Annotated in this window: 12 protein-coding genes; 6 read left to right on the top strand and 6 right to left on the bottom strand. The window is 61.5% G+C overall.

Annotation, left to right across the window (positions count from 1 at the left end; genetic code table 11):
• Nucleotides 1-135: 135 nt before the first annotated feature.
• Nucleotides 136-402: a hypothetical protein gene (locus IVA95_RS00075; protein WP_247508639.1), complete on the bottom strand. Its 267-nt coding sequence runs from the start codon at nucleotides 400-402 to the stop codon at nucleotides 136-138.
• A 603-nt stretch (nucleotides 403-1,005) separates the two neighbouring features.
• Here IVA95_RS00075 and IVA95_RS00070 point away from each other — a divergent pair.
• Nucleotides 1,006-1,593, top strand: coding sequence for a helix-turn-helix domain-containing protein (locus IVA95_RS00070; protein ID WP_247508638.1), 588 nt, complete (start codon nucleotides 1,006-1,008; stop codon nucleotides 1,591-1,593).
• A gap of 11 nt (nucleotides 1,594-1,604) precedes the next feature.
• Entirely contained in the window at nucleotides 1,605-2,387 is a 783-nt protein-coding gene (locus IVA95_RS00065; RefSeq protein ID WP_247508637.1) for an SRPBCC domain-containing protein, read from the top strand.
• A 12-nt stretch (nucleotides 2,388-2,399) separates the two neighbouring features.
• Here IVA95_RS00065 and IVA95_RS38925 read toward each other — a convergent pair whose 3' ends face one another.
• From IVA95_RS38925 to IVA95_RS00035, 5 genes are all read right to left on the bottom strand, one after another.
• Complete coding sequence (locus IVA95_RS38925) at nucleotides 2,400-3,485, bottom strand: response regulator (protein WP_346657970.1); 1,086 nt, start codon at nucleotides 3,483-3,485, stop codon at nucleotides 2,400-2,402.
• 57 nt (nucleotides 3,486-3,542) lie between these two features.
• The gene (locus IVA95_RS00050; RefSeq protein ID WP_213245922.1) at nucleotides 3,543-3,908 is read right to left on the bottom strand and encodes a response regulator; all 366 of its coding nucleotides are present in this window, start codon (nucleotides 3,906-3,908) and stop codon (nucleotides 3,543-3,545) included.
• Complete coding sequence (locus IVA95_RS00045) at nucleotides 3,905-5,512, bottom strand: ATP-binding protein (RefSeq protein WP_247508636.1); 1,608 nt, start codon at nucleotides 5,510-5,512, stop codon at nucleotides 3,905-3,907. The genes IVA95_RS00050 and IVA95_RS00045 overlap by 4 nt, the downstream gene beginning before the upstream one ends.
• A complete protein-coding gene (locus tag IVA95_RS00040) occupies nucleotides 5,484-6,509 on the bottom strand; it encodes an ABC transporter substrate-binding protein (protein ID WP_247508635.1) in 1,026 nt (341 codons plus the stop codon). The genes IVA95_RS00045 and IVA95_RS00040 overlap by 29 nt, the downstream gene beginning before the upstream one ends.
• 251 nt (nucleotides 6,510-6,760) lie before the next feature.
• Nucleotides 6,761-7,684 (bottom strand): LysR substrate-binding domain-containing protein, encoded by a 924-nt coding sequence (locus IVA95_RS00035; protein ID WP_247508634.1) that lies wholly within the window; start codon nucleotides 7,682-7,684, stop codon nucleotides 6,761-6,763.
• A gap of 126 nt (nucleotides 7,685-7,810) precedes the next feature.
• On the opposite strand from IVA95_RS00035, the gene IVA95_RS00030 reads away from it, so the two are divergent.
• The 4 genes from IVA95_RS00030 (at nucleotide 7,811) to mdlC (ending at nucleotide 12,709) form a co-directional block, all read left to right on the top strand.
• Complete coding sequence (locus IVA95_RS00030; RefSeq protein WP_247508633.1) at nucleotides 7,811-8,977, top strand: acyl-CoA dehydrogenase family protein; 1,167 nt, start codon at nucleotides 7,811-7,813, stop codon at nucleotides 8,975-8,977.
• Between the two features lie 9 nt (nucleotides 8,978-8,986).
• Nucleotides 8,987-10,117 (top strand): CaiB/BaiF CoA-transferase family protein, encoded by a 1,131-nt coding sequence (locus IVA95_RS00025; RefSeq protein ID WP_247508632.1) that lies wholly within the window; start codon nucleotides 8,987-8,989, stop codon nucleotides 10,115-10,117.
• Complete coding sequence (locus IVA95_RS00020) at nucleotides 10,114-10,968, top strand: MaoC family dehydratase N-terminal domain-containing protein (protein WP_247508631.1); 855 nt, start codon at nucleotides 10,114-10,116, stop codon at nucleotides 10,966-10,968. Before IVA95_RS00025 ends, IVA95_RS00020 begins: the two co-directional genes overlap by 4 nt.
• A 118-nt stretch (nucleotides 10,969-11,086) precedes the next feature.
• Nucleotides 11,087-12,709 (top strand): benzoylformate decarboxylase, encoded by a 1,623-nt coding sequence (gene mdlC / locus IVA95_RS00015; protein ID WP_247508630.1) that lies wholly within the window; start codon nucleotides 11,087-11,089, stop codon nucleotides 12,707-12,709.
• The last annotated feature ends 115 nt before the right edge of the window (nucleotides 12,710-12,824 follow it).

Here is a 12,824-nt window from a genome sequence, read left to right as displayed (position 1 = left end):
GAATGAACTTTCCAGCGAACAGGAATGATCACGCCGCGTGCCAATTTTGGGAATCTCGCCCCGCAGGGAAACACGCACAAACTTAAGCGGTCCCGGCAGACCCGGGACCGCTTTTGTTTTGGCCCCGGTTACAACTCATTCAGCGGACGGCTCACGCCTTTTCCTGAACGGGTCGGCGGCGTCGTCGTGACCACTACGGCTGCTGAAGAACATCAAAGCCATCAGCCCGCAGCCGATCAGGAGTGAAAAGAACGTTCCGAGGCCAAGGGCGATCCAGCCGTGCTTATCCATCACGGCGTCGCTCGTGGCGTTCCAAACCGCCACAGCCCATACGCCAGTGAGGCCAAGCAAGGCTAGCAAAATCACAAGAAGACCAACCTGTCCAAAGCTAAGGTTCCGCATGAGGGCACCCTCTTAGAATACAGGGGAACGTGGGCAGTCAGAATCGAATCTTGGCCAAGGTTGATGCTTGGCGCGCCATTTCGGGCCGGGGCCACGCATGTAGTGCAGCTCGGGCCGGTAGCTATCGCGCACGTCCATAACCAGGTTGTGAACGATGCTGGCGAAGTCGGAGACTGTCTCAGCCGTCTTGCGAGCAAGACCAGAAATTGCGAGCCAGCGCGCAGAAGCCGGTGTGAAAGCACGGGATCTGACGAGCTTTTGCAGATCATCTTTTTTCTCCGTCCGGTTGGATGTGGGCACCGTGATGATCTAGCGGATCGGAGCTGCGGCTGCGCCAGAGCGATTGTCGTACCTGTAGAGCGATTGCTGCTGACGCCTGCGCCGCAGAGGGAGTGACCGAATACGGCATACGCCAAGTGGTCCGCAGGCACGTAAACTATCCTGAGGGATAGTGGCAGGAAGAGCATCGCCATCTCGCTTGCGCAGGTTCGACAACTCCATTCGGGTGAGAGTGCACAGTCGCAGTCCGGCAGGACTGCGGCCGAACGCAACTGTCCGCGTCGGCCCCCTTGACAAAAAAATTTGTCAAGGTAGGCTACCGGCATGCTTGATATCGAAGTAATCAGCGACCCGGCGGTTGCAGTTGCGGCGCTTGACCCTATCCGAAGCGAGTTGCTGGCCGAGCTCGCAGAACCCGCGTCGGCGGCGATCCTGGCAACACGCCTGGGATTGCCTCGTCAGAAGGTGAACTATCACCTGCGCGCGCTCGAAGCCTGCAGGTTGGTCGAGGTCGCGGATGAACGGCAGTGGGGCGGATTGACCGAGCGGTTGCTGGTGTTGTCGGCCAAGTCCTTCGTTGTTTCGCCGGAGGCCTTGGGCGCGGTCGCAGCCGATCCGAAGCGCAGCAAGGATCAGCTCGCGGCCAGCTATCTGATCGCGCTCGGTGCCCGGATCGTTCGCGAAGTCGGCGATCTCTGGAAACGCGCAACGAAAGCCGACAAGCAGCTTGCGACCTTGTCGATCGATGCGGAGGTTCGCTTCGCCTCCCCCGCCGCCCGCGCTGCGTTCACGAATGAGCTCGCGCGAGCCATTACGGAGCTGGTCAGCCGCTACCACGATGCGAGCGCTTCGGGCGGCCGTGATCATCGATTGGTGATCGTGTCTCATCCCTTGCCTCAAACGTCTCACTGAAAGGACAGACCATGCCCGTGAAGAAGGAACCGTCTGGCCGTCGCAGCGTCGAAGCCAAGGTTGAGGTCCCCGGCACACCCGAAGAGGTGTGGCAGGCGATCGCGACAGGTCCCGGCATCTCCTCGTGGTTTGTGCCGACGACGTTGGACGAAAAAATCGGCGGCACTACCAAATCGAGCTTTGGACCGGGAATGGATTCCGAGGCCAAGATCACCGCTTGGGAGCCGGCCAGGCGTTTCGTTGCCGAAACAGAGGAAGGACCCGGCACGGTGGCCACCGAGTGGACCGTCGAAGCCAAGGACGGCGGCACATGTGTGGTCAGGGTCGTTCATAGCTGGTTCGCCAATACGGACGATTGGGATGATCAGTTCGAGGGGCACAGCTACGGCTGGATCGTATTCTTCCAGAATCTGCGGCTCTATCTGGAGCAATTCCGGGGGCAACAGTCGACGACCGTGGCGCTTTCCGCGATGTCGAACGAGAGCGATGCTTGGAGCCGCCTGGTCGGCCCACTCGGATTGGCTGACGCAGGCGCCGGTACACGCTTCGCGACGCCCGCTGGGGTGCCCGAGCTACGCGGCATCGTAGCAACCGTAAGTCCTCCGCAATGGCCAGGGCTGCAATTGCGGCTCGAACACCCAGCACCTGGGATCGCACATCTCTTTGCCATGCCGATGGGAGGGCCGATTCTGCTGACGGTCCGTCTCTACCTGTACGGCGACGCAGGGCACGCCGCGGCCAATCACGTCGAGACCGATTGGCGGCGTTGGCTCGATCGTCAATTTCCGCGATGATCGACATCTCCCTCATGTCATCTCAAGCACGTTGTATGCCGCTATGGGACGACGCAGACCCTTAAGCGCCAATTCACCTACGGGCTCCGCAGTCGCCCTCTCGCCTAGCGCCTCGTGCACTTTGCTATCGACCAAAATCTGACCGTCGCGCGCCTCCGCGCAAAGACGGGCAGCGAGATTTACCACGGTCCCGATCGCGCTATATTCGGAGCGGCCCTCGAAACCAATAGCGCCGAGCGTCGCATATCCATATGCAATGCCGACACCAAAACCGAGTTCGTGTCGTTCACGCCGCCACTTCTTCGATAGTTCCAATAGCCGGCTTCGCATCGCGACCGCCATCTGGACAGCTCGCTCGCACGGATCTGGAAAAGGAATCGGATCGCCGAAAATCACCATGATTCCGTCGCCCAGGAATCTCTCCAACGTACCTTCAAACTCGTGGACGAGGGAGCCTAAGGTTGCATGATATTCCCGCATCACCGCCATCACCTCCTCGGGCTCGGCGATCTCGGCGAAGGCGGTGAAACCTCTTAGGTCACCGAAGACTATCGCCACCTGTCTGCGGTGGCTCGCCAAGAGCTCGTATGTCGAGGAAGAAAGAATCAATTCTGCTATCTGCGGCGAAAGAAAACGCTTTAGCCGGCTAACCCGTTCAATTTGTACAACTTGCTCCGCAACGCGTTGCTCAAGCATTCTATTCCACGCAGCGAGTTCGACTGCCTGGGCTTCAACTCGATCATGCAATTCCTTGATGCGGAGCATAGAGCGCACACGCGCCACCAGGGCCGCATGGTCGATCGGCTTGGTCAGATATTCGTCGGCGCCCGCGTTAAGTCCCGTGACGACATCCTTTGAGTCGGTCCGCGCCGTAACCATAATGATTGGAACAAATCCAAGCGTAGTGTTGACCTTCAGTCGCCGGCAGACCTCAAAGCCATCGATCTTCGGCATCATGACGTCGAGGAGGACAACGTCCGGCGTGACTTCACGCACGACTGCGAGCGCCCTCTCGCCGTTTTCAGCCTCCATGGTCTCATAACCCTCGGCACCGAGGCGCGCGGTAAGGAGACAGCGATTCGTTTCGTTGTCGTCCACGATCAGGATTCGGGGTGGGACATGCATTTCTGCTCCACGTCTGCACGCGCTGGAACCCTATGTCAGGTATCGATTGATCGTCTCCAGTAGCTTTCGTGCGCTGTAGGGCTTGGCGACGTAGGCATCGCAGCCTGCCGCACGCGCCTTTTCTTCGTCGCCGCTAAGCGCATAGGAGGTGACAACGACGATTGGAATATGGCGGAGATCTGATTGTGCTTTTATGCGCCGTGTCGCCTCGTATCCGTCAAGAATGGGCAGTTGGATATCCATCAGGATCAGGTCGGGACTTTGGGTTCGCGCTGCTATGAGCGCTCCTTCGCCGTCATGCGCCTCGATCATTTCGTAACCTACGCTTGCGAGCAGATCGCGCAGAATCTGCCGATTGTCCTCCTGATCTTCGACCACCAGTACGCGTTTGCTCATGTCTGCGTCGCCTGTTGCTCAAGTCGGGCCGGCACCAGAAAAGAAAATCTCGCGCCATGACCGAGGCGGGATTCTACCCAGATTCGTCCACCATGCATCTCCACAATTCGCTTTACGATGGCGAGGCCTAATCCAGCGCCTCCCTTCGTCTTGGTGATCGAGTTGTCCACCTGCTGGAATTCTTGGAAGATTTTTGCTTGATCGGCTTCGTCGATGCCCGGTCCTGTATCTTGGACGGAAAATTTGTAGGAATCCCCATTCGCCTCCACTTCGATCCGAACCTCTCCCGCATCGGTGAATTTGATCGCGTTACCAACAAGATTGAACAGGGCCTGAGCGAGCCTGCGTTCGTCTCCTCGTGCCGCCGGCATGCCAGGGGGAACGGCAACTCTCAAAGCCAATTGCTTTTCGGCGGCGAGAGATTCAACGGATATATAAACGCCGCTAACCAGTTCCTCTACGGAATAGTCGGCCAGAGAAAGTCGAAGCTGTCCGGCTTCGATCTTGGAGAGATCAAGAACATCGTTGATGAGCCCGAGCAGATGTTTGCCGTTCCGTTGGATGCGTTCGACGGCTGATCGCATTTTTTCTGGAAGATCGCCGTAGATGCCGTCCAGCAGGAGCTCTGAAAAGCCGAGTATCGCGTTCAGTGGCGTTCGCAATTCGTGACTCATGTTTGCGAGGAACTGCGATTTGTGACGGCTCGCCTCTGCAAGGCGTTCGTAGAGCTGATGGAGCTCTTCGCAGGCCGAATTGACGTGCGCCGCAAGTTCTCCAAGTTCGTCTCGATTGGGAACCTCGATGCGCTCGGCGAAATTGCCGGCCGCTATTCGATTTAGGCCGTCGTGGATAATGCGGACTGGGTCGATTACCGATCGCGAGATCGCATGTCCCAAGACCAGCGTAAGCACGAAGCTTGCGAGCGCGACAGCGGCGACAAGTATTTGAGATTTGATATAGGTTTGCCGGCTGGCGTCCAGACCGGCGACCATGTCCGCTTCGGCCCGGTTGACCAATTGATTGGTTAGTCGTTCGAGCTTGTCCGCGAGCGGCCCGAGCTCCGTGAGCTCGCTCTGTTTGGCCTCAGCCGCGCGACCATTACGGATGAGATCGACGATGTGTGAGACTACAGCAATGAAACGCGCATATTCTTCGCGCACTTGGTTGAGCAGCGCAACCTCGTCCTTTGCGACGAACGAAACACGGTCAAGGTCGTACCCGAACTGGTTGATCTGCCGCAGCGCACCTGCCAATGTCGTTTCGTTCGGAAAGGCGAGAGCTGTGGATACGCCATAAAGCTGTCGAAGCGTGCCGTGCTGCATCTGCCGATATGCCTCGATCTTTTGCCGCAGGCCAACGACTTGGTTCGCCCGCTGGTCGGCTTCGCGCAGCGCAAGGAGGCCGATTACCCCAACCGAGACCAAGAGCGTCTCGATTACGAAGAAGGCTATCAGCAATTTCGTGCGCAGCGAGGGGCGTAATTCGAAGCCGAGGAGATCGTTCTTCGCCGACGCGCCGTCTCCGCTTGCTCGCGGCGCTGCAGAGAGTGGGCGCTGACCAAGGAACGACGTCGGATCAGCCTCCAAGTTCGGGGCGAACCTCATTGAGGAACCGCCAGTCGGCTCCATCTGCGATGATTTTCGCAGGGCTTGATTTCAGCATCCCAGCTTCGCGCAGACGAAGCGCGTAAAAGCGGATTGTGTCCTCAGGATCGTACTCGCGCCAGCGGTTGTACGGCACGTCCGCAAGCGTCTGGACCGCATAGTCGTAGCGAGCCGTGAAACCCCTATCCACCATACGCTGTGCAACAAGAGCCGGCTCGCTCACGCACAAATCTGTCGCCCGGAGCATGGCGCGCACCACGCGCTTGGTGGCGATGGGATTCTTTCGGACGAATTCGCGATTCCCCGCCAACATGCAGCAAAAATACTGGGACCATGGGCGATCCTGTGCGCTGTTGACGATAACACGACCGATGTTCTGCGAGCGCAAGCGTTGAGGTTCTGGGGGAAATCCGAGAAAGGCGTCGATCTTTCCCTCGGCGAACAACTCGATCGGTTTGACCTTCGCGCTCGTCACCCACTCGATATCTTTGGAGGGATTGAGTCCAACAAGTGTCGCCATCGCGCTCAGGAATACATGCGGGGGTGACTCAAGCGATTGAATGCCGACAGTTCGACCCTTCAGGTCGGCGACGCTGCGTATGCCCTCTCTGGCGAATAGCTCGAAACAGCCGACATGAATCCCGGCCAGAATGGTAGTGTTCAAGCCCCGATCGATCTCAAGAACAAGTGGACCAGAGAAATTCACGTTGAAGTCGACGTCGCTGTTCCAGATAGCTTTGTTTTGTTCAGCGCCGCTACCAACGTACACGCCCCTTTCGACGTAAACGACGTTTGTGAACCCCTCGGCATTCAGCAGATCGCTTACCACGTACACAGGCGCGATGCAGATGCTTGGGGTCTTCGCGAGGCGGATTGTGGCGGTTTCTGGCGGCGGATCGGGCTCTTCGGCCCTGAGCCGAGGGGTAACGCTCCAAAGCAGCGCAGTGGAGGCGGCGCAGCACCCCGCCAATAGCAAGTCGCGACGATTCGTATGCATCGGGACCTCCTCGAAAATCACCTTATAGCGCTTTCGGGGGCCGAACGTTGGCCGACGAGATTTACGGGACTAAAGGGCGAGCCAGCAATGAAGATAGCACGGCCGCGCTGCGCCGGATATGGCCGAGTGCCTGACGCGTTTGCGGCAAGCCTGCCCCGCCCTATAAAATTGCGGCATGACAGAAGTAGCCAGATGAGAATGCCGGGCCGGACCGTTTTGTTCTAAGCCAATCCTTAAGGCCCCGCATCGGCTCAGGCGAGCTTGATGTCCCAGAGGCCCTCTTCGCGACAGGCGATCAGTTCGTCGCGGAGCAGCTCGCTCACGAGCGTAATCGCAGTCGAGCCGGGATGATCGATGGGAGAAGCAAGCGTCAGTTCGCGCATCGGCGACGGTTTTGAAATCGCTGCCGTCTCTAGCCGGCCGCTGGCCACCTCGTGGCGCACCGAGGACGGCGGCAGCAGCGTATATCCCAACCCTTCCTCGACGAGGCTGGTCAGAACGCGGAACGAGTCCGCTTCCAGCTTGACGTCGAGCTTCAATTTCTTCTTCGCCGCCGCCTGCTCGATCAGCGCCCGGAGCCCGTGCGAATGACTGGGCAGCACGAGGCGCTGTTTCAGCAGCCAGCCGATATCAACCTGTTTCTTCTTGGACAATCCGCTGCCGCGCGGCCCGACGGCGACGATGGGATCGCGGCCGAGGCTTTGCACGGAAAGGTGCAGGTCGCTCGACGGCCCGTAGATCAGCGCCAGATCCATCTCGCCGCGGTGCAGCCATTCCATCAAATGGCCGCTGTAGCTTTCGACGATACAGAGCGAAATGCCCGGGTATGTGTCGACGGTGCGCCGGGCGAGCCGCGCCGAGATCACGCAGCTCACGGTCGGCACCAGCCCGAGCACCACCCTTCCCGACGGCGGTCCGCCCGACGACTGGATCTCGTCGCGCACCTGATCGATTTGCCGGACGATGCCCGCGGTGCGCGCGAGCAGGAGGCGGCCGGCGTCCGTCAGCACCATGCCGCGGCCGTTCCGGGTGAACAGCTCGGCCCGCAATTCATGCTCGAGCAGCTTGATCTGGCGGCTCAGCGCCGGCTGGGCGACCCGCAGCGTGTCGGACGCCTTGCTGAGGCTGCCGAACTCCGCCACGCAACTGAACGTCCTGAGCTGCCTGATATCCATCACTTGCCAATCTTCGAAGGCAGGTTCATACGCTATAACAATTCAGCATAGGAGACCCGCTGTGGTTTCACAACGGCCCGCCATCCGGCAATTGACATCAACCCGCATCCATCGCCAGAAAATCCAATGACCGCACAAGAACAGCAGGACGAATTCCACGACATCCGCGACGCCGTCGCAAAGCTCTGCGCCCAGTTCCCCGGCGAGTACTGGCGCAAGCTGGATCGCCAGATGGCGTATCCGAAGGAGTTCGTCGATGCGTTGACCGAGGCCGGCTACCTCTCGGTCCTGATCCCCGAGGAATATGGCGGCTCCGGGCTAAAACTGTCGGCGGCGGCCGCGATCCTGGAAGAGATCCAGCGTGCCGGATGCAATGGCGGCGGCTGCCACGCCCAGATGTACACGATGGGCACCGTACTGCGGCACGGCAACGACGCGCAGAAGGCGAAATACCTGCCCGGGATCGCCAGCGGCAAATTGCGCCTGCAGGCGTTCGGCGTCACCGAGCCGACCAGCGGCACCGACACCTCCTCGCTGAAGACCGTCGCCAAACGCGACGGCGACCACTACGTGGTCAACGGCCAGAAGATCTGGACCAGCCGCGCCGAACATTCCGACCTGATGATCCTGCTCGCGCGCACCACGCCGAAGGAGCAGGCGAAGAAGCGCACTGATGGACTTTCGGTGTTCATCGTCGACATGCGCGAGGTGAAGGGCAAGGGCCTCGAAATCCGCCCGATCCGCACCATGATGAACCACGCCACGACGGAAGTGTTCTTCACGGATATGCGCGTGCCGGCCGAGAACCTGATCGGCGAGGAAGGCAAGGGTTTCCGTTACATCCTCTCCGGCATGAACGCCGAGCGCATTTTGATCGCGGCCGAATGCATCGGCGACGCCAAATGGTTCATTGCGAAGGCCACCGCCTATGCCAAGGAACGCGCCGTGTTCGGCCGCCCGATCGGCCAGAATCAAGGCATCCAGTTCCCGATTGCGAAGTCCTACGCCGCGATGCGCGCGGCGGAGCTGATGGTGAAGGAAGCCACCCGCAAATATGAGGCCGGGCTCGATTGCGGCGCAGAAGCCAACATGGCCAAGATGCTGGCGGCGGATGCGTCCTGGGAAGCGGCCAACGCCTGCGTGCAGACCCATGGCGGCTTCGGCTTTGCGGAAGAATACGACGTCGAGCGCAAGTTCCGCGAGACGCGGCTCTATCAGGTGGCGCCGATCTCGACCAATCTGATCCTGTCCTACGTCGCCGAGCATGTGCTCGGCCTGCCCCGCTCCTACTGAGAACGTCAGATGCTGCCATTGGAAGGATTGATCGTCGTCTCCGTCGAACAGGCGGTCGCAGCCCCATTCTGCAGCTCGCGGCTTGCGGACGCCGGCGCGCATGTCGTCAAGGTCGAACGCCCCGAGGGCGATTTCGCCCGCGGCTATGACGCCGCCGCCAAGGGACAGAGCAGCTATTTCGTCTGGCTCAACCGCGGCAAGAATTCCGTAGTGATCGACCTCGCGACCAAAGAGGGCCGCGCTGAACTCGAAGAGCTGATCGCCAGCGCCGACGTGCTGCTGCAAAACCTCAAGCCCGGCTCGATGGACAAGCTCGGCTTCTCGCTGGAGCGCCTGCGAAAAGATTATCCCGCGCTGATCTGCTGCACCATCTCGGGCTATGGCGACGAGGGCCCCTATGCCGACCGCAAGGCCTATGATCTCTTGATCCAGGCCGAGAGTGGCCTCGCCTCGATCACCGGCGGCCCGGAAGGACCGTCGCGCGTCGGCATCTCCGTCGTCGATATCGCGACCGGCGCCACCGCGCATGCGGCGATCCTCGAAGCGCTGATCGCGCGCGGGCGCACCGGCAAGGGCGCCGATATCCGCATCTCGATGTTCGACGTGATGGCGGACTGGATGGCGGTGCCGCTGATCAATTCGGAAGCCGGCAATCCGCCGAAGCGGATGGCGCTCGCCCATCCCTCGATCGCGCCGTATGGCGTGTTCAATTCAAAGGACGGCAAGGGCATCTTGATCTCGATCCAGAGCGAGCGCGAGTGGAAGAAACTCTGCGCCGAGGTGCTGGACCAGCCCGAACTGCCCGACGATCCGCGCTTTGCCAACATGGTCGAGCGCGTGCGCAACCGCCAGCTCACCGACAAGGTGGTCGCCGACAGCTTTGCCGCGATGATGCGCGTCGATCTCCTGAAGCGCCTCGACAAGGCCGATATCGCCTTCGCCGAGGTCAACACGATGGCGGACCTCTCCGTGCATCCGCATCTGCGCCGCATCGAGGTCGATACGCCGAACGGCAAGGTGAGTTACGCCGCCCCTGCCGCGATCTTCGTCGGCGAGGAGAGGCACTATGGCGCGGTGCCCGCCATCGGCGACCATGCCGAATTTCCCAAAGCTCCCCGTATCAGGAGCCGCCAGTCATGACAGAAGCTCTCAACCTCGATCATCTGCGCCAATGGATCGGTCGCAGCACCGAAGCGTCAGACATCGTCACCGCGCAACTGGTGAAGGGCTTGCGCGCCACCCTATTCCAGGACATCGGCGACCCGAAGACGGGCGACGCGGCACCCTGGACCACGCATTGGTGCCTGGCGCAGCCGGTGTTTCCGATGTCGCAGCTCGGCCCGGACGGCCATCCGACCCGCGGCGGTTTCCTGCCGCCGGTGCCGCTGCCGCGCCGGATGTGGGCCGGCGGCGAAATCGAATTTGTCGAAGCCTTGCGCGTCGGCGATGAGACGACACGCACGTCGCGCATTTCAGACGTGACGATGAAGACGGGCTCCACCGGCGTCCTGTGCTTCGTCTCCGTCGAACACACGATCACGACACCGCGCGGGGTTGCTATCCGCGAGCGGCAGGACATCGTCTATCGCGATATGGGGGGCGCGGCGCCGGCTTCGCCGCCGAAAGCCCCTCCGCCGCCGCCGGTCGCACGGCATCGCGAAACCCATGTCAGCGATCCCGTGCTGCTGTTTCGTTATTCGGCGCTGACCTTCAACGGCCACCGCATCCACTACGATCGCGACTACGTCACCAAGGTCGAGGGCTATCCCGGCCTGATCTTCCACGGCCCCTTGCAGGCCGCGCTGCTCGTCGAATTCGCGGCAAAACTTCATGGCGACAGCGCCCCGAAGAAGTTCAGCTATCGCGGCGTGCAGCCGCTGTTCGAAGGGACCGAGTTCTCGATCAACGCCAACGAAACCCACGCCGGCATGGAGCTGTGGATCGCGAATGCCGAGGGACAGCCGACCATGAAGGGCATGGCGACGTGGTGATTTTCACCGTCATTGCGAGCGAAGCGAAGCAATCCACACCTCCCCGCAGGAAGCATGGATTGCTTCGTCGCTTTGCTCCTCGCAATGACGGAGTATGCAGCTAGATCTGGGAGTCCCGATGTCGTCCCGCAAACCAGCCAAAGCCGCTTCCCTCACCGTCAAGGACGCCACCTTCAGCCTGCTGCGCGCTTTCGGCATCAAGCGCGTGTTCGGCAATCCCGGCTCCACCGAACTGCCCTTCCTCAGCGACTGGCCGGACGACATCGATTATGTGCTCGGCCTGCAGGAGGCCTCGGTCGTCGGCATGGCCGATGGCTATGCGCAGGCGACCCGCAACGCCGGCTTCGTCAATTTGCATTCCGGCGCCGGCGTCGGCAATGCGCTTGGCAACATCTATACCGCCCATCGCAACCAGACGCCGCTGGTCATCACCGCCGGCCAGCAGGCGCGCTCGATCCTGCCGCTGCAGGCCTTTCTCTATGCCGAGCGCGCCTCGGAATTTCCGCGGCCCTATGTCAAATACAGCGTCGAACCCGCACGCGCCGAAGATGTGCCGGCCGCGATCGCGCGCGCCTATTACGTCGCGATGCAGCCGCCCTGTGGGCCAACCTTCGTCTCGATTCCGATCGACGACTGGACGCGCCCGACCCAGCCGGTCGAGGCCCGCCACGTCAGCCGCGAGCTCGGCCCCGATCCGCAAGCGATGAAGGCGCTGGTCGCGGCACTCGCAGCCAGCAAGCGCCCGGCCCTCGTCGTAGGCCCCGCCGTCGACCGCGCCGAAGCCGTCGACCTCATGGTGAAGGTGGCGGAGAAGGCGAAGGCTGCCGTCTGGGTCAGCCCGTTCTCGGCACGCTGTTCGTTCCCGGAACGCCATCCGCAATTTGCAGGCTTCCTGCACGCCTCACCGGGACAGCTATCGGACGCGCTGCGCGAACATGACCTCGTGGTCGTCATCGGCGCGCCGGTGTTCACCTTCCATGTCGAGGGCCATGCCCCGATCTTCGACGGCGCCACCACGATTTTCCAGATCACCGACGATCCCGATGCCGCCGCGGTCACGCCCGCGGGCGCCAGCATCGTCGCCACCATGAAGCCCGCACTTGCAATGCTGCTCGACCTGCTGCCGGAAACCGCGCGCGCAATCCCGGCGGGCCGCGTGCTGCCGCCGGCCCCCGCAGCGGCCGATCCGCTCCCGGTCGAGTTCCTGCTGTATCAGCTCTCGCAAGTCATGCCCGATAATGCGGCACTGGTGGAGGAAGCGCCTTCGCACCGCCCGGCGATGCAAAAGTTCATGCCGATGCGCGGCCAGGACAGTTTTTACACCATGGCGAGCGGCGGCCTCGGCTACGGCCTGCCCGCTGCCGTTGGCATCGCGCTGGGCCGCCCCGGCGTCCGCACCGTCTGCCTGATCGGCGACGGCTCGGCGATGTATTCGATCCAGGCGCTGTGGACCGCGGCGCGGCGCAACCTGCCACTGACCGTCGTGGTCATCAACAACGCGGGCTACGGCGCGATGCGCTCGTTCAGCCAGGTGATGCAGGTGCGCAACGTGCCGGGGCTCGAGCTGCCCGGCATCGATTTCGTGAAACTCGCGGAAAGCATGGGCTGCCACGCGGTACGGGTGACGAAATCGTCCGAGCTCGCCGGCGCGCTCAAGCACGGGCTCTCGCATGACGGCACCAGCCTGATCGAAGTGATGGTCGATTCCGCCGTACCGCTGCTCTATGCGCAGAAGAGTTGAGGCACGCCTCTCTCCACGTCATGTATGGACGGCCCCCTCTCGGCAAGGGCTTTTTGGTGCTTCGGCAACGGATCGGGGAGCGGTCATGTATACGGCCTCGAGAAGCGGCCATTGA

The sequence above is a fragment of the Bradyrhizobium sp. 157 genome (genome assembly GCF_023073815.1).
GTDB lineage: Bacteria > Pseudomonadota > Alphaproteobacteria > Rhizobiales > Xanthobacteraceae > Bradyrhizobium.
Note: the sequence above shows the minus strand (reverse complement) of the source record. Positions and strands in the feature narration are given on the sequence as shown.